Genomic DNA, 23,220 nt, shown 5'->3' with positions numbered 1-23,220 from the left:
ACGGCACGGCTAATAGTCACTCTCCATCAGGAACCGTGCGGTCTCGACGAGCTGGGCGTCCCGCCCGGTGCCGAGCAGCCGGACGGGGCTGGTGCCGAGCCAGGCGTTGGCCGACAGCCACCAGTCGGCCGCGCCCCAGGGATCGTGGTCGGCGTCCAGCAGCGCGTTGACCTCCAGGACGGCCAGCCAGGGCAGGGCGTCCTCGGAGAACTGGAAGCTCGGCAGCCGAAGCCGGCCACCGGTGCCGCGCAGCCGGATCAGGTCGGGCGCGTAGGGGGAGCCGCCCTGCCGCTCGACCGTCTCAGGGGCCAGCGCGGGCTCCACCAGCAGCCGTTCGCGCACCGGGCGGAGGAGAGGCCCGACCATGCGGTGCCCGTCGATCAGCAGCACGGCCAGATCCTCGGTGGCGAACCCCTCCACGGTCGGCGGTCCGCCCGGGGTCTCGTGGACGGCGACGAGCCGCGCCTGCCGGCCCTCCCCGAACTCGTCGGGCAGTCGCTCCCGCAGCAGCCGGGCGGCCCGGTCCGCCGCGCGACGGGCCTGTTCGTCCTGCTCCGGGGCACGGACGAGGGCGAGCAGCTCGGCCAGCAGGGCACGGAGCTCCGGCCCCAGCCGCCCCGAGAGACGGTCCCAGCGTGCCGCGGCGGCGGCCAGGACGACGTGCGGATCAGACGGGTCCTCCCGGCCCGGCCGAAGCGATGCCATCACTCCTCCTCCCTGCGGTGGCCAGCAGCCGTTCCAGCAGATCGGCGCGGGCGTGGCGGCGTACGACGAAGTGGATGTCCCAGTCGGCGCCGCGCGCCAGTTCCGCCTCCACGGCCGTCCACAGCGCGCCGAAGCTCTCCAGGGCCGGCAGGCCGCCGCGGCCTGCCCCCAGCAGGGGCAGGCAGATGGAGGTGAGCGGCGGATCGTGGCGCCCGGACTCCTCGGCGAGCAGCCGGAAGGCCCGGTCGACGGCGCGGGTGATGTCGGCGGACTGGACGTCGTAGTCGTTGGTGCCGGGGCGGGGCACGGCCACGGCGAGGTGGTAGATGCGGCGCACGCCCTGGTCGGCGAGGGCGCCGGCGGAGGTGACGGCGACCGTGCCGGGCAGGGCCGCCCGGCCGGGGACGCCGTGGCGCGCGGCCCAGTCGCGCAGTTCGTCGTGTACCCGGTCCTCGACGACTCCCCCGGTCGCGTCAGTGCGGGCCCCGGCCCGGCGCAGCGTCGCCGCGACGGAGGCCTTGTAGGGCGCGGGGAGCGCGAAGTACGTGTTGGAGGGGGAGATCACGACGTCGACGTCCCGCAGGAGGTCCACCGAGTGGACGTGCAGGGTGACCGGGACGACGCGGCCGTGGACGCGGGGCTTGACCACGCGGTGGGCGGCGGCGAGTCCGGGCCGTCCGGCGGCCACCGGGCCCTCGTCGAGCGACACGACCGCGGGAGTGTGGCCGGCCAGGCCGAGGATCTGCTCGGTGACCTGGTCCAGCACCATCAACTCGTGGTGCTTGCGGAACCGTTCGACGCTGACGCCGTACACCTCGGCGGCCCGGCGCCGCCGGTCGGCCGGGGGCCAGTCGCGGGTGCCCTGGGCGAGTCCGAGGGTGTACTCGGCGGCCGCCTGCAGGGTGCCTCCGCCGATGCCGGTGACCGCGTCTCGGAGTAACCGCTCGACCGCCGGACCGGTCGACTCCCCCAGGGCTCCCGGGCGTTCGCGGGCGATGCGGAGAAGTTCCGGGACGGCGAGCCCGCGGAGCCGGACGACTCCGGCCCGTCGCACCGCTCTCACCTCGGCGAGCACCGCCGCGTGATCGGGCTGGTGAGGGGGATGCGGCATGGCGTCAAGAATCCCATTGCCGCCTCCCTCCTCACAAGCCCGATCCGGTGCTCCCCCCGGTCCTTCCATTGCACCGCACGGCCCGGTCGCGGCCGGGTCTCTTTCCGGGCGGTTCCGGGTCGGCGCCCCGAGAGCACCGGAATACCCGTGCCGAGCCCTGCACGACACCCGTGCCGGGACCTACACGAACAGGCTCAGTACCGCCGCGACCACGAACCCGGCGACCGACAGCACGCTCTCCAGCACGGTCCACGTCTTGAGCGTGTCCCGTTCGCTGATGCCGAAGTACTTGGCGACCATCCAGAAGCCGCCGTCGTTGACGTGCGAGGCGAAGATGGAGCCCGCCGAGATGGCCATGATGACCAGGGCGACGAACGCCTGCGAGTGGTCGCCCTCGGCGAGCAGCGGCGCCACGATGCCCGCCGTCGTCACGATGGCCACCGTCGCCGAGCCCTGCGCGACCCGCAGCACCAGGGAGATCAGGTAGGACAGGACGATCACCGGCAGGCCGACGTCGTTGAAGGTGTCGGAGAGTGCCTGGGCGACGCCGCTGGCACTGAGGACGGCACCGAAGACGCCGCCCGCGCCGACCACCAGCAGGATGTTGCCGACCGGCTTCAGCGAGGCCGTCGAGACGGTCTCCAGGGACTTGCGGGACCAGCCGCGCCGGATGCCGAGCAGGTAGTAGGCGAGCAGCAGGGCGATGGTCAGGGCCACGAACGGGTTGCCGAAGAACTCGATCACCGAGCGCAGCGTGGACTCGTCCAGGGCGATGGAGGAGAAGGTCGCGGCGAGGATCAGGACCAGCGGGGTGCCGATGATGCCGAGGACCGTGCCGAGCGCCACGGGGCTCTCGTGCGGTGCGACGCCGGCCTTGGACTGCTCGTCGACGACGGCCTGCTTGGCCTCCTCGGCGGCCTCGACCATGTCCTGCGGCACGGGCACGAAGATGCGGCGGCCGATCCAGGCGGAGAACGCCCAGGCGGCGAGCACGGCGGGGATGCCGCAGACGATGCCCATGAGGATGACCCAGCCGAGGTCCACCTTCAGCAGTCCGGCGGCGGCCACCGGGCCGGGGTGCGGCGGCAGGAAGGCGTGGGTCATCGACAGGCCGGCCAGCAGCGGCAGGCAGTAGAGCAGGACCGACTTGCCGGAGCGCTTGGCGGCGGCGTAGACGATCGGCGCGAGGACGAAGATGCCGACGTCGAAGAAGACCGGGATGCCGAAGATGAGGCCGGTGAGGCCCATCGCGAGCGGGGCGCGCTTCTCGCCGAAGAGGCCCAGCAGGCGGGAGGCCAGCACCTGGGCGCCGCCGCTGACTTCGAGGATGGCGCCGAGCATGGTGCCCAGGCCGATGATGATGGCGACGTGGCCGAGGATGCCGCCCATGCCGGACTCGATGGTGGAGACGGCGTCGGACTTCTGGACGGTGCCGAAGAGTTCGGTGACCGAGAGGCCGGCGAGCAGGCCGACGGCTATGGAGACGGCGAGCAGCGCGACGAAGGGCTGCAGCCGGACCTTGATGATCAGGAAGAGCAGGAGCGCGATGCCGATCGCGGCGACGGTGAGCAGGCCGGCCGTGCCGTCGATCAGGGTGAGCAGGCCGCCGGTGTGCGGTGGGGTCTGTGGGGCGGGGGAGGCGGCGAGCTGGAGGGATGGAAAGGACATACGGGGGTCCTCTGGGTAAACACATACTGCTTTCGGGCAGGGCGGGGCGCGGCACGGCACCCGGGTCCCGATCGGGGGAGGGCGCCGTGCCGTGCGACAGGTGAAGAAGAGAGAAGGTGCGGCCGGGGGGGGCGGGTCAGCCCAGGACGGCCAGCGCGTCGATCTCGATGAGGAGGCCGGCGGGCAGACCGACGTAGACCGTCGTGCGGGCCGCCGGGGGCTGGGTGAGGCCCTGCTCCTCGAAGTAGGCGTTGTAGATCTCGTTCATCTCCGCGAAGTGGTCCACGTCGGTGAGGTAGACGCGGAGCATCATCACGTCGTCCCAACAGGCGCCGCCCTCCTCCAGGATCGCCTTGACGTTGGCGAGGGTCTGGAGGGTCTGCTCGCGCAGGGTCGGGCCGGCCGGGGTGGGGGCCTTGCCGTCCTCGTGGGGGAGGAAGCCGACCTGGCCGGCGACCTGGAGGATGTTGCCCTTCTTGACGCCGTGGCTGAACTTCGCCGGGGGGACGGTGTGGGTGGCGGGGGTGAGAGCGATCTTGTCGGTCATGCGGTGACTTCCTTGACTGGGGTCCTGCCGGAGTACTCGCCGCTGATCGCGTCCGCCGTACGGCGCACCAGCGGGAGCAGGGTGAGGAGTTCGTCCGCGGTGACGACCACGTTCGGCGCGGAGACCGACATCGCGGCGACCACCCGGCCGTCGGCGCCCCGGATGGGCGCGGCGACGCAGTTGATGGACTCCTCGTGGCCACCGAGGTCGGTGGCCCAGCCCTGTTCGCGCACCTTGGCCAGCTCCGCGAGGAAGCCGTCGGCGTTGGGTGTCGAACGGGCCGTGTACATGGGGTAGTCGAGCTTCTCGACGACGGCTCGGCGTTCGCTCTCGGGGAGGTCGGCGAGGAGCAGCTTGGCCACGGCCGCCACCGTGATGGCGACGGGCTTGCCGATCCGCGAGTACATGCGGACCGGGTAGCGGCTCTCCACCTTGTCGATGTAGAGGACCTCGTTCTCCTCGTACACGGCGAGGTGGACGGTGTGGCCGCACTGCTCGTTGACGCGTACGAGGTGGGGGTGGGCGATCTCGCGGACGTCCAGGTTCTCCATCGCCTCCTGGGCGAGGGCGATGAGGCGGGCGCCGAGGCGGTAGCGCTGGTCCTCCTGGCGGTAGACGAAGCCGTGTTCGTGGAGGGTGCGCAGCAGGCGCAGGGCCGTGGACTTGTGGACGCCGAGACGGTCGGCGACCCGGCCCAGGTCGGCGGGGCCCTCGGCGAGCAGCGGCAGGATGCTCAGCGCGCGGTCGACGGTCTGGCTCATGGGGTGCGTACCTCCTCCTCGGCCCTCGCGTCGGCCTGTGTCCAGCCGGGGCCGAGTCGAAGTGTCCCCCACGCGTCGTCGTCGAGGGCGGCCAGGCGGTCGGCGTGGCCGCGGGCCGGGGGTGTGGCGAGGTCGCCGGGGACGGTGAGGGTGGCGGCGGCCATCAGGTGGCCGTGGCGCAGGCGCTCGCGCACGGGCAGGTCGCGCAGGGTGGCGGAGAGGAACCCGGCGGCGAAGGCGTCGCCCGCGCCGACGGCGGCGACGACGTCGACGGTGAGGGCGGGGACGGAGACGGCCTTCGGCCCGTGGAAGGCGGTGGCGCCGCTCGCGCCCTGCTTGACGACCAGCACCTCGGGTTCGGGCAGCGCGGCGCGCACGGCTTCCGGTCCGCCCAGGTCCCAGGCCTCGTCCTCGCCGACGAAGACGAGGTCGGCGCCCCGGGCCAGCTCCAGCAGCACCCGCGCGCCGTCGGTGTCGCCGCGCCACAGGCCGGGGCGGTGGTTGACGTCGAAGGAGACGAGGGGCCGGCCGGGGCGGCGGGCGGTCAGCTCCCGCATCAGCTCCAGGCAGTCGGCGGAGAGCGCGGGGGTGATGCCGGAGAGGTGGAGCACGCGGCCGGAGCGGATCGCGTCGAGGTCCATGGTGCGGACCGACATCGCGGAGGCGGCGGAGCCCGCGCGGTAGTAGGCGACCTCGTGGGCGTCGGTGGCGCGGTCCCCGGCGGTGCGGAAGTAGACGCCGGTGGGGCGGGCGGGGTCGCGGCGCACGGCGGAGACGTCGACCCCGTAGGCGCCGATCGCCTCGACGAGGTGGTCGCCGAAGCCGTCCGCGCCGACCCGGCTGATCCAGCGGGCGGTGTGTCCGGCGGCGGCGAGCACGCAGGCCACGTTGGACTCGGCGCCGCCGATGGCGCGGTCGAAGGAGGGGACGTCGGCGAGGCGGCCGGGTACGGAGGGGAGGAAGGTGACCATGGACTCGCCGAGCGCGACGACGTCCACGACGTCGGGGGTGGTGCCACGGGGTCGTTCGACGGTCACGATGGTCTCGGCTCCTGGTCGCGTCGCTCGGGCGGGGGCTCCGTTGACCCCGCGTTCGCCGAGATGTTAGACAGCAGTAAGCGATATGCGCAACGGTCGTTGCAGATACTGCAACGCGTCCGCGACGCTTCAGATCAGGTTCAGATCAGGAGGCTCCATGGCCCTCGACACCGGCTCCGCGAACGGCAGCGAAGCCCTCGCCCGACTGGCCGAGGAGCACGTCGACCACCGCTTCAAGGGCCTCCCGCCGGACGCGTACGGCCTGACCGTCGCCGAGCTGGCCGGACAGCGCCGCAGCCTCTTCACCGGCGGCTTCACCACGCCCGTGCTGGCCCTGTCCGCCGAACGCCTGGAGCACAACCTGAGGCTCATGGAGACGTACTCCGCCCGGCACGGCCTCGCCTTCGCGCCGCACGGCAAGACCTCCATGGCCCCGCAGCTCTTCCACCGCCAGATCGAGCACGGCGCCTGGGGCATCACCCTCGCCGTGCCGCACCAGGTACGGGTGGCGCGGGCCTTCGGCATCCAGCGGGTCTTCCTCGCCAACGAGCTGGTCGACGCCGCCGCCCTCAGCTGGATCTCCGCCGAGCTGGACGCCGACCCGGACTTCCGCTTCGTCTGCTGCGTCGACTCCGTGCGGGGCGTCCAGCTGATGGACGCGGCGCTGGCAAAGGCGGGCGCCTCCCGCCCGGTGGACGTCGTGGTGGAGCTGGCCGCCGGTGCGGGCGCGCGGACCGGCGTGCGCACCGAGGCCGAGTGCGCGGCGGTCGCCGACGCCGTGGCCGGGGCGCGCACGCTGCGGCTCGCCGGTGTCGCCGGGTACGAGGGCGAGGTGCCGGACGCCGACCCCGAGAAGGTGCACGCCTGGCTGCGGCGGCTGGTCGCGCTCGCCGTCGACTTCGACAAGGGCGGGCGGTTCGACGGGCTGGAGGAGATCGTGGTGAGCGCGGGCGGCAGCGCCTGGTTCGACGCGGTGGCCGACGTGTTCGCCGAGGTCCCCGGTCTGTCCCGGCCCGTGCTGAAGCTGCTGCGCTCGGGCGCCTACGTCTCCCACGACGACGGGCACTACCGCGAGCTGACCCCCTTCAACCGGGTTCCCGAGGAGGGCGCCCTGGAGCCCGCCTTCCGCCTGTGGAGCCAGGTCGTCTCCCGCCCCTCCCCCGAGCAGGCCTTCACCAACGCGGGCAAGCGGGACGCGGCCTACGACCTCCACCTGCCCTTCGCCCAGGTCGTGCGACCCGCCGACGGCGGCCCGGAGCGCCCGGCGGCCGGCATCACGGTGACCGGCCTGTCCGACCAGCACGCCTGGCTGCGCACGAGCGCCGAGGCGGACCTGGAGGTGGGCGACTGGCTCGGGACCGGCCTGTCGCACCCGTGCACGTCCTTCGACAAGTGGCAGCTCATCCCGGTCGCCGAGGCGGACGGGACGGTCGTCGACTACATCCGCACGTTCTTCTAGAGGAGGCTCCGGTGGAAGAGCTGGTCATCAGGGACGCGGACGTCGTCGACGGCTCCGGCGCGGACGCGTACCGCGCCGATGTCGTGGTCGACGGCGGCCGGATCGTCTCGATCGTCAAGGAGGCGGCGGCCGCCGGCTGCCAGCGCCCCAAGGCGCGCCGCGAGCTGGACGCCGAGGGCCTGGTCCTCTCGCCCGGCTTCGTCGACATGCACGCCCACAGCGACCTGGCGCTGCTGCGGGACCCCGACCACAGCGCCAAGGCCGCGCAGGGCGTCACCCTGGAGGTCATCGGCCAGGACGGGCTGTCGTACGCGCCGGTCGACGACCGCACCCTGGCCGAGGTGCGCCGCGCGATCGCCGGGTGGAACGGTCCCGGCGACGACGTCGACTTCGACTGGCGGTCGGTCGGCGAGTACCTGGACCGGCTCGACGCGGGCATCGCGGTCAACGCCGCCTACCTGATCCCGCAGGGCACGGTGCGCGCCCTCGCGGTCGGCTGGGACGACCGGGAGGCGACCGAGGCGGAGCTGGAGCACATGCGGCGGCTGGTCGCCGAGGGCATGGAGCAGGGCGCCGTCGGCATGTCGTCCGGGCTGACCTACACGCCGGGCATGTACGCCAAGGACGCCGAGCTGACCGAGCTGTGCCGGGTGGTGGCGTCGTACGGCGGCTACTACTGCCCGCACCACCGCTCGTACGGGGCCGGCGCGCTCCAGGCGTACGAGGAGATGGTGGAGCTGACGCGGGAGGCGGACTGCCCGCTGCACCTCGCGCACGCCACCATGAACTTCGGCGTCAACAAGGGCAGGGCCCCCGAGCTGCTGACGCTGCTGGACGGCGCGCTCGCCGCCGGCGCCGACATCACGCTCGACACGTACCCGTACACCCCCGGCTGCACCACCCTCGTGGCGCTGCTGCCGAGCTGGGCGAGCGAGGGCGGCCCGGAGCAGATCATGAAGCGGCTGGCGGACGACGACACCGCCGAACGCATCCGCCACCACGTCGAGGAGATCGGCTCCGACGGCTGCCACGGCGTGCCCATGGAGTGGGAGACGATCGAGATCTCCGGCACGGGCGACCCGGCGCTCGGCGAATACGTCGGCCGTACGGTCCTGGAGTCGGCGCGGCTGCGCGGCGAGACTCCGTGGACGGTCGCCCGGCACCTGCTGCTGGCCGACCGGCTGGCGCCGACCATCCTCCAGCACGTCGGCCACGAGGAGAACGTCCGCGCGATCATGCGCCACCGCGTCCACACCGGCGGCTCGGACGGCATCCTCCAGGGCGCCAAGCCGCACCCGCGCGCCTACGGCACCTTCCCGCACTACCTCGGGCACTACGTGCGCGAGCTGGGCGTGCTGTCGTTGGAGGAGTGCGTCGCGCACCTCACCTCCCGCGCGGCGGCCCGGCTGCGGCTGCCGGACCGGGGGCTGGTCCGCGAGGGGTACCGGGCCGACCTCGTGCTCTTCGACCCGGCGACGGTCGCGGCGGGCAGCACGTACGAGAACCCGCGCGTGCTGCCGACGGGCATCCCGTACGTGCTGGTCGACGGGCGGTTCGTGATGGAGGACGGGCGGCGCACGGACGTGCTGGCGGGCCGGTCGGTGCGGCGCGCTCCCCGGTAGCGCGGACCGCGCGGGGTGACGAAACCCACCCAAAGCACACGTCTCAAGTGGCGGATACCACCACCCATGGAACGTAACCGGGCCGTAAGCTCACGCACATGCAGGTGATCCAGTCGACCAAGCTCGCCAACGTCTGTTACGAGATCCGGGGCCCGGTGCTCGAGGAGGCGATGCGGCTGGAAGCGGCCGGGCACCGCATCCTGAAGCTGAACACCGGCAACCCGGCCGCCTTCGGGTTCGAGTGCCCGCCGGAGATCCTGGAGGACATCCTCCGCAACGTGTCCACGGCCCACGGCTACGGCGACGCGAAGGGCCTGCTGGCGGCGCGCCGGGCCGTGGTCATGCACAACCAGACCCTCGGCATCGAGACGGACGTCGAGCACGTCTTCATCGGCAACGGCGTCTCCGAGCTGATCGTGATGGCGATGCAGGGCCTGCTGGACGACGGCGACGAGGTCCTCGTCCCGGCGCCCGACTACCCGCTGTGGACGGCCGCCGTGTCGCTCTCCGGCGGCACGGCGGTGCACTACCGCTGCGACGAGCAGTCCGACTGGATGCCCGACCTCGCGGACGTCGAGCGGAAGATCACCGACCGCACCAAGGCGCTCGTGATCATCAACCCGAACAACCCGACGGGCGCGGTCTACGACGAGGCCATGGTGCGCGCGCTGACCGACATCGCCCGCCGCCACAACCTCCTGGTCTGCTCCGACGAGATCTACGACAAGATCCTGTACGACGAGGCCACGCACACCCCGACCGCCGCGGTCGCCCCGGACCTGCTCACCCTCACCTTCAACGGCATGTCGAAGGCGTACCGGGTGGCCGGCTACCGCGTCGGCTGGATGTCGATCTCCGGGCCCCGGGCGCACGCCGAGTCCTACATCGAGGGCCTGACGGTCCTGGCCAACATGCGGCTGTGCGCCAACATGCCGGGCCAGCACGGTGTGGTCGCCGCGCTCAGCGGGCGGCAGACCATCAACGAGCTGGTCCTGCCGGGCGGGCGGCTGCGGGAGCAGCGGGACGCCGCGCACGAGGCGTTGACCAGCATCCCGGGCGTGACGTGCGTGAAGCCGAAGGGGGCGCTGTACCTCTTCCCCCGGCTCGACGCCAAGGTGTTCAAGATCAAGGACGACCGGCGGATGGTCCTGGACCTGCTGCGCCAGGAGAAGATCATGGTCGTCCAGGGCACCGGCTTCAACTGGCCCGAGCCCGACCACTTCCGCGTGGTGACCCTGCCGACGGCGAGCGACCTGCGCGAGGCCGTGGGACGGATCGGGAACTTCCTGGACGGGTACGGCCAGCCCTGAGCCCATCTCCGACGATCGTCAACTTTAGATTCAATCTAATGTAGGATGGTTTCCTGAAGCGCTCAGGAGGCCGTCCCATGTACGAACCGATCCGCACCAGGTCCGTCCACAGCACGACGGCCGGCGACACCTCGGACTTCCCCCACCGGTCCCGGGAGGAAGAGCTGGACATCCAGCTCGCGGGCCACCTCGCGGCACTGCTCGCCGTCACGGACGAGCTGCGCACACTGGCGCCCGACACCGATCTGGACACCGCCGCCGACCGGCTCGCCGCGCAGGTGGCCCGGCTGCGGCAAGGCCAGGCGCCGGTCCGCGTGCCGGTGACCGCGGCCCGCCCCTCGCCCCACCTGGCGGCCCTGCACCGCCGGGCGCACACCCTGGCGGGACGTGCCCTGGTGGTGGCGGCCTCCCGCGCCGACACGGCGGCCGCGATCCTGACCGCCGAGCGCATGGACGCGCACGCCGCGGCCGTCGAGCCGCGCGAACTCGCCTCCCACTGAGCCCTCCGGGCTCCCCCCGTACGGCCCCGGCCCGCGCGCACCCGCAGCGACGCGCGGGCCGGGTGCCATTCACTGCGTTGGCCTTGGCTGGATCGCTACGGCGCCGTGGGGCGGCCGGCGGTTGGCGGCTTTCCGTTGCGGGTGGTTGCTCGCGCCGTTCCCCGCGCCCCTTGGGGCGCGAATCCCGCCGGCGTTTTGAAATGGTGAAGGGCCGGGTCGTCCGCACGCCGTTGTGCGGGGACCCGGCCCGGGTGGGAGCTCCCCGTGCTCCGGGCACTGCTGAGCTACTGGAGCGTGGGGAGGTCCCCTCGTGGCCGGCCTTCGTGACGACTTCGCGGGTCAGGGCTAGTCGGACCGGCCACGGAGACTGCGGGGGACGTCAGCCCAGGCGCTTCACCAGGGCCCGGTACTGGTCCCACAGCTCGGCGGGGGTGTGGTCGCCGAAGGTGTTCAGGTGCTCGGGGACGAGCGCCGCCTCCTCGCGCCACACCTCCTTGTCGACGCTGAGCAGGAACTCCAGGTCGGCGTCGGCGAGGTCGAGGCCGTCGGTGTCCAGGGACTCCTTGGTCGGCAGCACGCCGATCGGGGTCTCGACACCGTCCGCCTTGCCCTCCAGGCGCTCCACGATCCACTTCAGGACGCGGCCGTTCTCACCGAAGCCGGGCCAGACGAACTTGCCGTCGTCGTCCTTGCGGAACCAGTTGACGTAGTAGATCTTCGGCAGCTTGGACTGGTCCTTGTCCTTGGCCACGTCGACCCAGTGCCCCATGTAGTCGCCCATGTTGTAGCCGCAGAACGGCAGCATGGCGAAGGGGTCGCGGCGCAGCTCGCCGACCTTGCCCTCGGCGGCGGCGGTCTTCTCGGAGGCCACGTTGGCGCCGAGGAAGACGCCGTGGTTCCAGTCGAAGGACTCGGTGACCAGCGGTACGGCGGTGGCGCGGCGGCCGCCGAAGAGGATCGCCGAGATCGGCACGCCCTTGGGGTCCTCCCACTCCGGCGCGATGATCGGGCACTGCGCGGCGGGGGTGGTGAAACGGGCGTTGGGGTGCGCGGCCGGGGTGCCCGACTCGGGCGTCCAGTCGTTGCCCTTCCAGTCCGTGAGGTGGGCCGGGGTCTCCTCGGTCATGCCCTCCCACCACACGTCGCCGTCGTCGGTGAGGGCGACGTTGGTGAAGACGGAGTTGCCCCACAGGGTCTTCATCGCGTTGGCGTTGGTGTGCTCACCGGTGCCGGGCGCGACGCCGAAGAAGCCGGCCTCGGGGTTGATGGCGTACAGGCGGCCGTCCTCGCCGAAGCGCATCCAGGCGATGTCGTCGCCGATGGTCTCCACGGTCCAGCCGGAGATCGTGGGCTCCAGCATGGCGAGGTTGGTCTTGCCGCAGGCCGACGGGAAGGCGGCGGCGACGTACTTGGGCTCACCGGTGGGCGGGGTCAGCTTCAGCACCAGCATGTGCTCGGCGAGCCAGCCCTCGTCGCGGGCCATGACGGAGGCGATGCGCAGGGCGTAGCACTTCTTGCCGAGCAGGGCGTTGCCGCCGTAGCCGGAGCCGTAGGACCAGATCTCGCGGTCCTCGGGGAAGTGCGAGATGTACTTGGTGCTGTTGCACGGCCACGGAACGTCCTCCTGGCCCTCCTCCAGCGGGGCGCCCAGGGTGTGCACGGCCTTGACGAAGAAGCCCTCGTCGCCCAGCTCGTCCAGGACCGGCTGCCCCATGCGGGTCATGGTGCGCATGGAGACGGCGACGTACGCGGAGTCGGTGATCTCGACGCCGAGCGCGGAGAGCGGGGAGCCGAGCGGGCCCATGCAGAAGGGCACGACGTACATGGTGCGGCCGCGCATGGAGCCGCGGAACAGGCCGCCTTCGCCCTTCTCACCGGTGAAGATCTCCCGCATCTCGGCGGGGTCCTTCCAGTGGTTGGTCGGGCCGGCGTCCTCCTCCTTCGCGGAGCAGATGAAGGTCCGGTCCTCGACGCGCGCGACGTCGGAGGGGTCGGAGGCCGCGTAGTAGGAGTTGGGGCGCTTGATGGGGTCGAGCTTGCGGAAGGTGCCCTTCTCGACGAGCTCCCCGCACAGGCGCTCGTACTCGGCCTCGGATCCGTCACACCAGACCACTTCGTCCGGCTGGGTCAGTTCGGCGATCTCGTTCACCCACGAGATCAGCTCCTGGTGGTCGGTGGGGACGGGGGGAGCAGCGATGTCGCGCGCCACGATTGCTCCTAGATGAGGGGTTTTTTGTTTGGGGGCCCCGTGGGGGCTGCGACCCGGATGCGTGACGTTGTCCTCTTGGGCGCTCATCCGGTGTCGACCGCACTCATTTGATCATCCGACGTAAGCGCCCATCTGTCCAGAGGGCGTCACACCTGAGCGGCGTGAGGATCGCCACGTGTCCACATCGGGGATTTTGGGGGGATGCGCGGCCGGGTACCCCGTGAGACGATGACCACTCAGGAACGTCCAGGCTCCGTACTGACACGTAACTTACGGTCCCGTAGGTACGATGCGCCCATGACTGCGTCCGTCCCCGACGCGCCCGAGGACACGCCGGCCGCCGGCCGCGGTCCCGTGGCGCTCTCCCTGCCGCATCCGGTCAAGCCCAAGCTGCGCGGCTGGCTGCACCTCGGCATGTTCCCGGCCGTGCTGGTCGCGGGCCTGGTGCTCACCGCCCTCGCCGAGTCCCCCGAGGGCCGCATCGCCTGCGGGATCTACGTCCTGACGGCCTGCCTGCTGTTCGGCGTCAGCGCCCTCTACCACCGGGGCAACTGGAGCCCGCGCATGGACGGCGTCCTGCGCCGTCTCGACCACGCCAACATCTTCCTGATCATCGCGGGCACCTACACACCCCTCACGATGCTCCTGCTGCCCGAGGCCAAGGGCCAGTGGCTGCTGTGGGGCATCTGGGCGGCCGCGGCGGCGGGCATAGTCTTCCGCGTCTTCTGGGTCGGCGCCCCACGCTGGCTCTACACCCCCTGCTACCTCGCGATGGGCTGGGCGGCCGTCTTCTACCTCCCCGAGTTCATGCGGGCGGGCGGCATCGCCGTCCTGGTCCTGGTGGTCGTGGGCGGTCTGCTCTACAGCGCGGGCGGCGTCATCTACGGCATCAAGCGCCCCAACCCCTCACCCCGCTGGTTCGGCTTCCACGAGGTCTTCCACTCCTTCACGCTGGCCGCCTTCATCGCGCACTACGTGGGGATCTCGCTGGTCGCGTACTGATCCGTCGCCGCAGGTCGGGACGGCACGGCGGGGGAGCTGCCGCCCCGTGGCCGTGCTTCGCGCAGGCGAGCGGAACGCCGCTATGGCCCGGTCCGTGAGCAGGACCGGCGGAACGCCGTGCGCCTCCAGGCGGTGCTGCGGGTTGGCCGCCGGCGCGCCCAGTCACGCGGCCATCATGCGGACCGGCAGCAGGCCGGGCGCTTCGGTTGCCGTCAGCGTTGCCGTCATGCGACATCTACTGGCGAGAGAGTCCGGCCGGATCGATCGCAACAGGGAACGGGGTGTCCAGGTCAGTGGTCGCGCCTGCGAGTGCGGTCGCCCGCTCCACGTACCGGCCGCCTTCCAGCTCGTAGACCACGAGCATGGGCGCGGGGTCGAATTCGAGTCGCCAGAAGTGCGGGATGGCTGCCTCGGCGTAGAGCATCGGCTTGAACTTGCGGTCCACGGTGCGGTTGCCGGGAGAGACAAGCTCGACCACGAGCTGCACACCGTCGGCATCGACACCGACGCCGTCCTCGGCGGTCGCGCCGGCGTCGGTCACCACGAGGTCGGGGACGACAAGACCGGAGGGCAGGATGACGTTGATGGCTTCCAGCACCTCGACCGGGGCCTTGGCGGCCTGGGCCGCCGCATGGAGGATCATGGCGAGGCGGAGCGAGGCCCGCTGGTGACGGATGCCGGGCGCGGGGGACATTACGAGGGACTCCCCCAGCAATTCGTACCGCATGGTGCGGTCTTCGGGCAGGGCGAGGACGTCGGCGACGGTCCAGGGCCCTGTGTGGTCGATGGCAACGCTCATTCCCTTTCACCTCCTCGTCCGCCCGCAGCCGTAGAAGGCCAGGCAGGCGGCACACGGCCAGCATACGGGCGCTCTCACCTGCTGACATCGGTTTCGTCACCCTGAGCGATCCCACGGACGCACGTGCCGGGAATCCTCTGGCAGTGGTGGCGCCGACACGGGTCTCGCATGGCTGCCCCTGGGTGCCGGGTCCTGACGCACGTCAGTGGCTCCTGCGGTCGACTGCTGATCCCGGGGGCCCGCCGTGCCCGACCAGGGGCCGGTCCGGGCGGCGGGTCCACAGGCTGCGGGGCGTAGCCCCAGGCACCGGCACTGACACTCGTCTTGGTCGGAGCCCTAACCGCGCGTCGTCGGCGTCACCAGCCCCAGCTCATACGCCAAGATGACCAACTGCACCCGGTCTCGCGCGTCCAGTTTTGTCAGCAGTCTGCTCACATGGGCCTTGGCGGTGGCCACACTGATGTGCAGCCGCGTGGCGATCTCCGCGTTGGACAGTCCACGACCGACGAGGGTGAGCACTTCCCGTTCGCGGACGGTGATGCCCTCCACCGGTCGCGGGGGCGGCGGTGTGGCATCGGGGCGGGCCGAGAACTCCGCGATCAGGCGGCGTGTCACGCTCGGTGCGATGAGGGCGTCGCCCGCGGCTACGACCTCGATCGCGGTGAGGATCTGGTCCATGTCCATGTCCTTGACGAGGAAGCCGCTCGCCCCTGCACGACATGGCGCGCGACCTGCCTGTGCTGATCGACGAGTCGGTGCAGGCGGTGCACACCAGTACCGGGGAAGGGCAGCGGCTGGCCTACGAGTGCCTGGCGGAGACGTTCCGGTGTGTGTTCACCGTGGTGCATGCGGTAGCCATCGCCTCGGAGGCTGACGACTTCGGGCGGGCGATCGAACTCGCGGACAAGGTGCGAATCCCGCGCGGCTCGTGGATCGCATGCAGACACGCGGCTGGACCCCCGACGGCCCCGTCGAGTCCTTCGACAACGAGCCTGCCGGGAACATGAGCATGACTACGTCGAGTCCGGCAAGTACCGCGTTCTGCTGGGAACGGCCCCCGTCCCCCGGAGGTCAAGGAAGCGTACGCCCCGAACCAGGGAACGATCACCCTCAGCGCCAACTGGTCCTGCCGCAAGAACTGAACGAATCGTTCCACCCCCACGTACGGAAACCTCCAGGCCCGAGCCCCACGCCCCGTGGCATCCTGACCGGGTGAACGGACCCGAGATCCACGTCGAATTCGCTCCCGAACTGCACCTGTTCGTCCCGCGGGCCCGCCCCACCGGCGCCACCCGCGCCGCCACCGACGGCGTCTCCACCCTCGGCCACGTCGTCGAGTCCCTCGGCGTCCCGCTGACCGAGGTCGGCACGCTCCTCGTCGACGGCCGTGAGGTGGCCCCCGGACACGTGCCGGCCGGCGGCGAGTCGGTGAGCGTCCGTGCCGTCGAGCGCCCGCAGCGGGTGCCGGGCGCTCCCCTGCGTTTCCTGCTCGACGTGCACCTGGGCACCCTCGCCCGTCGGCTGCGACTGCTCGGCGTGGACACGTCCTACGAGTCCACCGACCTCGGCGACCCGGCGCTCGCCGCGCTGTCGGCGGCCGAGAAACGGGTCATGCTCAGCCGCGACCGGGGCCTGTTGCGCCGCCGCGAGCTGTGGGCCGGCGGTTATGTCTACAGCACCCGGCCCGAGGACCAGCTCCGCGAGGTGCTGGACCGGTTCCGGCCCGAGCTGCGCCCGTGGACGCGGTGCACCGCCTGCAACGGACTGCTGAGGAAGGCGACCAAGGACGAGGTGGCCGACCAGCTCAAGGGCGGCACCCAGCGGTCGTACGACGTGTTCGCGCAGTGCCGGGAGTGCGGGCGGGCGTACTGGAAGGGCGCGCACCACGAGCAGCTGGAGGCCATCGTGGAGCGCGCCCTCACCGAATCGCGGCGCGAGCCCTAGCGCTTGCCGCGCACGTCGCCCTTTCCGCAGGCCACGCCGTCGCGGTCGCGGTCCAGCTTCAGCGGGTCGTCCTTGCCGTTGACCTTCAGGGGGCCGTAGTCGTGCTCCTTCAGCCAGGTGCAGCGGTCGGCCGTGGTCGCCTTCACCTCCTCGGGGAAGGCGGTCGGCACGCACACGTTGGCGGAGCCGTAGTGCCGGTCGCAGCCGGAGACGGAGGGGCTGACCGGCTGCGAGGACCGCTTCTTGCCCGCCTCGGTCACCTTGCCCTTCGGGGCGTCGGCGAAGGAGTGGACGTGGGCGGAGGCGTCCTTGGTGCTGAGCGCCTGCGGACCGTCGAGGTGCACCCACTCGGCCACCGAGGGCACGCCGGCCGCGTCGACCGCGAAGAGCATGTACCAGCCGGGCGGGGCCAGGTTGGGGTTGCTCGTGACGTTGAGGTCGACGTTGTCGCCGTCGACGGACAGCGGCAGGTCGACGAAGCGCTGGTTCGGGTCGGAGGAGTGGGTGACGGCGGCGGGGCGGATCAGCTCGGCCTTGGCGATCGGCCGGTCGACGGTGATCCGCTGGGTGTCGCCGTAGTTCCACTCGGTGTCGATGACCGAGGTGATCGTCGGACGCTCGCCCTTGAGCAGGTAGGGCGGGGTGTAGATCGACACGTCGTGGTTCCAGGAGCCGTTGCCCGGGTTGTCACCGGTGGTCATCACGCGGCCGTCGGGGAGGAGGAACGCCGAGGAGTGGTAGCCGCGGGCCTCCGGGTCGACGGCCACCGGGTCGAAGGTCTCGGTCGCCGGGTCGAAGATCGACGTCTCGTACACCGGGTTGGCCCGGTTGTGCAGGGCGCCGCCGGTCTCCAGGACCTTGCCGTCGGGCAGCAGCACCGCGGAGACGTACATCTTGCCCTGGTCACCGGTCTGCGGGACGGGACCGTTGCCGAGGTCGACGGTGCCCTGCGGGAGCGGCGGGCCGGCGACGTACGCGGGGTCGGGCTGCTTGAGGTCGATGATGTCGGTGAGGCGGTTGGCGTCCGGGTTGGAGTCGATGTTGCCGCCGCCGATGGTCAGCACCTTCTGGTCCTGCGCCGGGGGCAGCAGCACGCTCATCGACTGGTCCCGCTCGTCCTTGCGCTGGAGGCCGGGGACCTCGGTGATGGTGTTGGCCTCGTAGTCGTAGATCGCCGAGCCGGTGCCGGGGATGTTGTTGCCGAAGACGTGGCTGCCGGAGTAGAAGAGGCGGCCGTCCTGCATGAGGATCATCGACGGGTACAGGCCCCAGTACGACCAGGTCTGGTTGACCTGCCAGGTCGGCAGCCACTTCTGCTGCTCGTCCGACCACAGCTCCGCCGTCACCGAACCGGTGGAGTCCTCGCGCAGGCCGCCGAAGGAGATCACGTCGCCGTTGCCGAGGATGGTCGCCGACGGGTACCAGTGGCCGTCGTTCATGTCGTTGGTCTTGGTGTAGGTCTCGGTCTCCGGGTCGAAGACGTACGAGTCCTTGTAGCCCTGGTAGCCGATCGTGCCGTCCGCCGACGGGTAACCGGCGTTGCCGCTCATCACGAGGACGCGGCCGTCCTTGAGCTGGACGTGCCCGGCGCAGAACATGTCCTTCGGCGTCGGGATGGTCTTGTAGTCGCCGGTCCGCGGGTCGTAGACCGCCGAGGTGAAGGTGCCCGCCTCGAACATCTCCGGGTCGTTGCCGGAGCCCGCGATCAGCAGCACCTTGCCGTTGTGCAGGACGACGGAGTGCATGGAGCGGACCGGGTTCTCGGTGGGCAGCACGTCCCAGCGTCCGTTGGCGCACTCCTCGGCGGTGGCCGCGCACTCCGGGTCCGGGACCGGGTCGGCGACCTGCTCCATCGTGTAGTCGTCGGTGGTCACCGAGCCGGTGCCGTAGACGGAGACGCCCCAGCTGATGCGGTCGGTGCCGGCCGGGACCTCGGGGGTGCGGACGCCCGTCTGCGTCCAGCCGGCCGCCATGTCCAGGGTCTTGAGGTCGGTCCAGTACTGCCAGCCCGCGGTGGTGTCGTGCCGGAAGAGGGTGAGGGAGGCGTCCGGGGTCGTCGACTTGTACCAGAGGGACAGGTCGTACTGCTTGCCCTCCGTCACCACCGGCGCGCACTCGGCGGACTCGGTGATCAGCGCCTTGCGGTCGCCGTCGGTCCGGCGGGTCAGCCCGACCTTCATCGCCTTGGTGCCGGAGTGGGCGTCGGCGACCGTCTCGAAGGTGAAGTCGTTGTCGCCCCAGCCGGACTTCTCCCAGCAGTACGGCATGTCGCCGGTGCCCGCGGTCTCGAAGCCGGGGTTGGTGATCAGGTTGGCGGCGGAGGCGGACTGCGGCGCGGTCAGGAGGAGGCCGCCGGTGAGGGCGGACACCGCCAGGAGGGCGGAGGTCCGGCGTCCAGGGGTCCGGCGCGCGAATCTTCGCGGTCTGCTTCTCATGCGTCACTCCTTGCTGTGCGGGCGGCCGTACGGCGTCGGCGCGGCAGGTACACGAGCGCTTCGGTCCCGGCGAAACGCAGGACGAAGGTGATGACGAGGGCCAGCGCGGTGGCCGGCAGCACCGCCAGCCCGAACTGGCCGACGAGCAGGGCGATGAGCGGGATGCGCAGCACCAGGTCGGCGTTGGCGATCAGCGCGAACCGCGCGGTGCGGTCGGCCCAGTGCCGGTGCCGGCGCCGGTCGCGGAAGAGCAGCCGCTCCAGGAGCAGGAAGTTCCAGGCCACGCCGAACTGGTTGGCGGCGATCTCGGCAGGCAGGTAGTGCACGCCCGCCTCGGTGAACGCCCACAGGGCGGCCAGGTTCGGTATGAAGCCGCTCAGCCCGATCAGCCCGAAGGCCACCATGCGGGCCAGCGGGGAGGCGGTGCGCAGTCCGGCCAGGTGGCGCAGGAAGCGCACGCCCTCCCGCGCCGTGGACTTGGACTCGCCCGCGAAGCGCTCCTCGAAGACGAACGGCACCTCCGTGACGGTCTGCGGACGGCTGCGGACGGCCAGTTCGAGGAGGATCTTGTAGCCGAGCGGCTTGAGCACGTCGGCGGTGACCTCGCTGCGGCGGATGGCGAAGAAGCCGCTCATCGGGTCGCTGATGCCGCGCAGGCGGCGCGGGAAGAGCGCCTTGGTCAGCCAGGTCGCCGCGCGCGAGACGGCGATCCGGTAGCCGCCCGCGAGTCCGGCGCGGCTGCCGCCCTTGACGTAGCGGGAGGCGACGACGAGCCCGGCGTTCGCCCGCTCCCCGGTGGCGACCAGCTCCGGGACCAGGGACGGCGGGTGCTGGCAGTCGCCGTCCATGACGACGATCCAGTCCGACCCGGCCGCCCGCATGCCCTCGACGACGGCGCCGCCGAGCCCGCCGGAGGGTTCGTCGCGGTGCAGGACGGTGACCGGGAAGGGGCAGTCGGGGGCCGCCGCGCGGATCACGTCCGGGGTGTCGTCGGTGGAGTCGTCCACGAAGACGACCTCGCAGGGCAGCCGAGCGGGCACCGACTCGGTGATCAGGCCCAGCAGCCGCCGTACGTTGCCGGACTCGTTGAAGGTCGGTACGACGATGGTGACGGCGCCCGGCTCGGGCACCTCCGAGGCGTCGACGGCCGGGTTCCCCAGCTCGCCGGGGACGGTGGACTCGTGGCTCATCGGGCGGCTCCGGCAGGCTGGACGCGGCGGATCTCGATACGGTCCGCACCGGTGCCGAAGACGGCGACCGGAGCCGAGTGGTTCATGGCGGCCTTCACGTTGGGCAGGTCGACCGCGTCGCGCCGCACCGTCGGGGAGGCGACCACGTAATCGATGTCCCGCCAGCCGCCCGGCATCGTCTCGGTGACGGCCGGGTCGAGGTCCGCCTTGTAGAACCAGATGACGCCGAGCCCGGGTTCGTACCCGGCGTGCACGAGGTCCAGCCAGAGCGCGTCGTCCACGAGGACCCGGGTGTCCTCCGGGTTCTCCACCTCGGTCGCCATCCAGTCGGCGGCGGCCTCGTAGGGCGCGTTGGCGTCGGCGGTGACGGCGGTGCGGTCGCCGTCGTACCAGCGGGGTACGACGTAGGCGCCGGCCGCGAGCACCAAGGCCGCGGCGAGGGCGTACCGGCCGAGGGTGACGCCCCGTTTCTCGGCCTGAGTGCGCCATCTGCGCAAGACGGCGTGGGCGACGCTCGCGGCGCCGCCGGCCAGCACCAGGGCGAGGAAGGGCAGGGCCTGGATGACGTACATGGCGGGCAGGTAGCCGGTGGGGCGCAGGGCGAGGGCGGCGAGGATCGCGACGGTCAGGGCCGGTCCGGCCAGGGCGCGGGCGGTGACCGACCAGCGCCAGGTGGCGAGCAGCAGCAGCGCGCCCGCGAGGCCGCCGAGCGGGAGGACCCGGTCGTAGTACAGCCAGGACTGGAGGACGCCCCACGAGCCGGAGCCCTCGTCGAGGATGAAGCCGGAGCCTGGGCGGGTGAGCTGGTACTCGATGCCCTCCCACAGGGACACGTGCCCGCTGCCCGGCAGCAGCTCGCCCTTGAGCAGGGCGAACAGCGGGTACGAGAACCCGATGAGCGCGCAGGCCGTGACGGCTCCGGTCAGCGCGAACTTGCGGGTGTCCTGGTGGCTGTGGCGCCAGGCGGTGACGAAGAGGGCGGGCAGGACGACGAGCATCGTCTCCTTGGTGAGCACGGCCGTGGCGGCGGCGACGCCCGCGCCGAAGTGGTGCCACAGGTGCTTGCTCGGGGAGGCGGCCAGCGCGAAGGCCAGCAGCGTCCACATCACCGCGAGGTTGTCGAGGAAGATCTCCCGCTGGAGGACCACGGACAGCGGGGAGAGGCCGAAAAGGGCCATGGCCAGCCCGGCCGCCCAGCGGGGCAGGGACATGCGGCGGGCGATGACGTAGACGAGGACCGCGGAGACGGCGCTGATCAGCAGCATGACGCCGCGCATGGTGCCGACGGTCATCGACTCCGGGCTGAGCAGCGCGGGTATCCAGGTCAGCACGGCTATCTGGATCCAGCCGAGCGGCGGATGGTCGTACCAGTAGGTGTAGTGGGCCAGGCCCTCGCCCTGCTGGACGGCCCAGGCCTGGGCGAGGTAGGTGCCCTCGTCGTCGCTGAGGGTGGGGTAGGCGGAGATGTTCCAGCCCTGCACGAGCATGATCGCGGCCAGGAGCGCGCCGCAGAGCAGGAGGTCGGAGCGCGAGGAGCGCAGCCGGCCCGGTGGTGCCGCCCGCCGGGCGGGCGGGTCGGTGTCGTGGGCAGGCCGGCGCTGCGCGGGGACCTGGGTGCCGGTCGCCGCGGGAAGGGTGGAGGTCACGCGGGAACGTCCTCTCGGTCCACCGGCGCGAGATGGGCGCCGACATGGCTGGTCAACTCCCAGTCGGTGCGGCCGCGCTGCTCGCGCCACACGGCGCGGACGGCGGCCCCGGCGAGGAGGACCTGGTAGAAGGGGCCGCCGACGATCAGCTTCACGTAGTGCGTGAAGCGGACGCGCAGGCCGTACTGCTTGCCGAAGTCGTGCAGGCCGACGACCTCGAAGACGAAGGTGACCAGGGCGGTCACGGCCGGCAGGAAGGTCACGAAGGCGATGCCGACGGGCACGTCCAGCAGCAGCGCGACGGCCACGTTGAGCGGGATGATCACGCCGCTGAACGCCTGGAAGAACGGCGTCATCAGGGTGTAGCGGGCCAGCAGCCGCTGGGTGAAGGTGGGGAGCTGCTTCCAGTCCTTCTTCCGGTACACCTGGAGGAAGCCCTGGTTCCAGCGGGTGCGCTGCTTCAGCAGGGAGACCAGCGAACCCGGGGTCTCCTCACGGGTGACCATGTCGGAGTCGTAGGCGACGACGACCTTCTTGCCGGTGCTGGAGAGCCGGACGCCGAGGTCGCAGTCCTCGGCCAGGCACTCGGGGTCCCAGCCGTCGGCCGCCCGCAGCACGTCCGTGCGGACGAAGACGGTGTTGCCGCCGAGCGGGATGAACCCCTTCTGCGCGTGCAGGTGCAGCCGCGAGCGGAACCAGAAGAAGTACTCCAGGCAGTTGCGCAGGCTGTACCAGCTGGAGTGGAAGTTGATCAGCTGGACGCCGCCCTGCACGACGTCGGCGCCGGTGGTGCGGAAGGCGTGGTCGACGTGGGCGAGCAGCTCCGGGTGGACCTGGTCCTCCGCGTCGAAGACTCCGACGACGTCGCCGCGGCAGTGCGGCAGCGCCGTGTTCATGGCCTTCGGCTTGTTCTTCTTCTCGTGGGTGTCGACGACGACCCGCACGCGCGGGTCACGGTCGGCGGCCCGCTCGGCGACGGCGGTGGTCTCCGGATCGTCGTGCCCGACGATCACGATGATCTCGAAGTCGGTGTGGGACGAGGTCAGCAGCCGCTGGATGGTGTGGTCCAGCACCGCCTGCTCGTGCCGCGCGGGCACGAGCAGCGAGAACGACACGTGCTCGTCCCCGTCCGGCGGGCTGAACCGGGTGGAGGCGAGAACCTCCGGCGTACGCCAGGCGTGCATCTGCCACCACAGCGTGAACGCCGCCATCCAGAAGAGCGCCAGTGAAACGGCAGCGATGAACACGGACGTCAGCAAAAGATCCCCCCAGATC

19 protein-coding genes and 1 pseudogene are annotated in these 23,220 nt (G+C 71.4%); 7 read left to right on the top strand and 13 right to left on the bottom strand.

What is annotated here, in order from left to right; genetic code table 11:
* Window positions 1-9 precede the first annotated feature (9 nt).
* From M6G08_RS13225 to M6G08_RS13200, 6 genes are all read right to left on the bottom strand, one after another.
* Window positions 10-705 (bottom strand): hypothetical protein, encoded by a 696-nt coding sequence (locus tag M6G08_RS13225; protein WP_272587353.1) that lies wholly within the window; start codon window positions 703-705, stop codon window positions 10-12.
* Window positions 668-1,816, bottom strand: a complete 1,149-nt coding sequence (locus M6G08_RS13220) for a macro domain-containing protein (RefSeq protein ID WP_272587352.1) — start codon at window positions 1,814-1,816, stop codon at window positions 668-670. The genes M6G08_RS13225 and M6G08_RS13220 overlap by 38 nt, the downstream gene beginning before the upstream one ends.
* A 180-nt stretch (window positions 1,817-1,996) precedes the next feature.
* Window positions 1,997-3,484, bottom strand: coding sequence for a GntP family permease (locus tag M6G08_RS13215; protein ID WP_272587351.1), 1,488 nt, complete (start codon window positions 3,482-3,484; stop codon window positions 1,997-1,999).
* Window positions 3,485-3,620: 136 nt separating this feature from the next.
* Entirely contained in the window at window positions 3,621-4,031 is a 411-nt protein-coding gene (locus tag M6G08_RS13210) for a RidA family protein (protein ID WP_272587350.1), read from the bottom strand.
* Entirely contained in the window at window positions 4,028-4,792 is a 765-nt protein-coding gene (locus M6G08_RS13205) for an IclR family transcriptional regulator (protein WP_272587349.1), read from the bottom strand. Before M6G08_RS13205 ends, M6G08_RS13210 begins: the two co-directional genes overlap by 4 nt.
* Window positions 4,789-5,829, bottom strand: a complete 1,041-nt coding sequence (locus M6G08_RS13200; RefSeq protein ID WP_272587348.1) for a sugar kinase — start codon at window positions 5,827-5,829, stop codon at window positions 4,789-4,791. The genes M6G08_RS13205 and M6G08_RS13200 overlap by 4 nt, the downstream gene beginning before the upstream one ends.
* A 157-nt stretch (window positions 5,830-5,986) precedes the next feature.
* On the opposite strand from M6G08_RS13200, the gene M6G08_RS13195 reads away from it, so the two are divergent.
* The 4 genes from M6G08_RS13195 to M6G08_RS13180 all read left to right on the top strand — a co-directional run bounded on the left by M6G08_RS13195 (window position 5,987) and on the right by M6G08_RS13180 (window position 10,720).
* Window positions 5,987-7,288, top strand: coding sequence for an amino acid deaminase (locus M6G08_RS13195; protein WP_272587347.1), 1,302 nt, complete (start codon window positions 5,987-5,989; stop codon window positions 7,286-7,288).
* Window positions 7,289-7,299: 11 nt separating this feature from the next.
* Entirely contained in the window at window positions 7,300-8,910 is a 1,611-nt protein-coding gene (locus tag M6G08_RS13190) for an N-acyl-D-amino-acid deacylase family protein (RefSeq protein ID WP_272587346.1), read from the top strand.
* Window positions 8,911-9,008: 98 nt separating this feature from the next.
* A complete protein-coding gene (locus M6G08_RS13185; protein ID WP_272587345.1) occupies window positions 9,009-10,220 on the top strand; it encodes a pyridoxal phosphate-dependent aminotransferase in 1,212 nt (403 codons plus the stop codon).
* 77 nt (window positions 10,221-10,297) lie between these two features.
* A complete protein-coding gene (locus M6G08_RS13180; RefSeq protein WP_272587344.1) occupies window positions 10,298-10,720 on the top strand; it encodes an SCO4983 family protein in 423 nt (140 codons plus the stop codon).
* A gap of 379 nt (window positions 10,721-11,099) precedes the next feature.
* On the opposite strand, the gene M6G08_RS13175 is transcribed toward M6G08_RS13180, so the two are convergent.
* A complete protein-coding gene (locus tag M6G08_RS13175) occupies window positions 11,100-12,929 on the bottom strand; it encodes a phosphoenolpyruvate carboxykinase (GTP) (protein ID WP_272587343.1) in 1,830 nt (609 codons plus the stop codon).
* A 297-nt stretch (window positions 12,930-13,226) separates the two neighbouring features.
* On the opposite strand from M6G08_RS13175, the gene trhA reads away from it, so the two are divergent.
* Window positions 13,227-13,931: a PAQR family membrane homeostasis protein TrhA gene (gene trhA / locus M6G08_RS13170; RefSeq protein WP_272587342.1), complete on the top strand. Its 705-nt coding sequence runs from the start codon at window positions 13,227-13,229 to the stop codon at window positions 13,929-13,931.
* A gap of 235 nt (window positions 13,932-14,166) precedes the next feature.
* On the opposite strand, the gene M6G08_RS13165 is transcribed toward trhA, so the two are convergent.
* Both M6G08_RS13165 and M6G08_RS13160 read right to left on the bottom strand, forming a co-directional pair.
* Window positions 14,167-14,730 (bottom strand): Uma2 family endonuclease, encoded by a 564-nt coding sequence (locus M6G08_RS13165; protein ID WP_272587341.1) that lies wholly within the window; start codon window positions 14,728-14,730, stop codon window positions 14,167-14,169.
* Window positions 14,731-15,066: 336 nt separating this feature from the next.
* Window positions 15,067-15,447: pseudogene (locus M6G08_RS13160) on the bottom strand (LuxR C-terminal-related transcriptional regulator); the annotation flags it as partial.
* A 2-nt stretch (window positions 15,448-15,449) separates the two neighbouring features.
* On the opposite strand from M6G08_RS13160, the gene M6G08_RS13155 reads away from it, so the two are divergent.
* Both M6G08_RS13155 and M6G08_RS13150 read left to right on the top strand, forming a co-directional pair.
* Window positions 15,450-15,737: a hypothetical protein gene (locus tag M6G08_RS13155; RefSeq protein WP_272587340.1), complete on the top strand. Its 288-nt coding sequence runs from the start codon at window positions 15,450-15,452 to the stop codon at window positions 15,735-15,737.
* Between the two features lie 205 nt (window positions 15,738-15,942).
* Entirely contained in the window at window positions 15,943-16,674 is a 732-nt protein-coding gene (locus M6G08_RS13150) for a Mut7-C RNAse domain-containing protein (RefSeq protein ID WP_272587339.1), read from the top strand.
* On the opposite strand, the gene M6G08_RS13145 is transcribed toward M6G08_RS13150, so the two are convergent.
* The 4 genes from M6G08_RS13145 to M6G08_RS13130 are packed head-to-tail and all read right to left on the bottom strand — an operon-like array spanning window position 16,671 to window position 23,204.
* Window positions 16,671-19,109, bottom strand: a complete 2,439-nt coding sequence (locus M6G08_RS13145) for a galactose oxidase family protein (protein ID WP_272587338.1) — start codon at window positions 19,107-19,109, stop codon at window positions 16,671-16,673. The genes M6G08_RS13150 and M6G08_RS13145 overlap by 4 nt on opposite strands.
* On the bottom strand, window positions 19,106-20,299 hold the full coding sequence (locus M6G08_RS13140; RefSeq protein ID WP_272587337.1) for a glycosyltransferase: 1,194 nt from the start codon (window positions 20,297-20,299) through the stop codon (window positions 19,106-19,108). The genes M6G08_RS13145 and M6G08_RS13140 overlap by 4 nt, the downstream gene beginning before the upstream one ends.
* Entirely contained in the window at window positions 20,296-21,945 is a 1,650-nt protein-coding gene (locus M6G08_RS13135) for an ArnT family glycosyltransferase (protein ID WP_272587336.1), read from the bottom strand. Before M6G08_RS13135 ends, M6G08_RS13140 begins: the two co-directional genes overlap by 4 nt.
* Window positions 21,942-23,204, bottom strand: a complete 1,263-nt coding sequence (locus tag M6G08_RS13130) for a glycosyltransferase (protein ID WP_272587335.1) — start codon at window positions 23,202-23,204, stop codon at window positions 21,942-21,944. The genes M6G08_RS13135 and M6G08_RS13130 overlap by 4 nt, the downstream gene beginning before the upstream one ends.
* Window positions 23,205-23,220 lie beyond the last annotated feature (16 nt).

The organism is Streptomyces sp. M92, assembly GCF_028473745.1.
Taxonomy (GTDB): Bacteria; Actinomycetota; Actinomycetes; order Streptomycetales; family Streptomycetaceae; genus Streptomyces.
The sequence above is the reverse complement of the archived record's forward strand: the minus strand, read 5'-3'. Positions and strand labels throughout refer to the sequence as shown.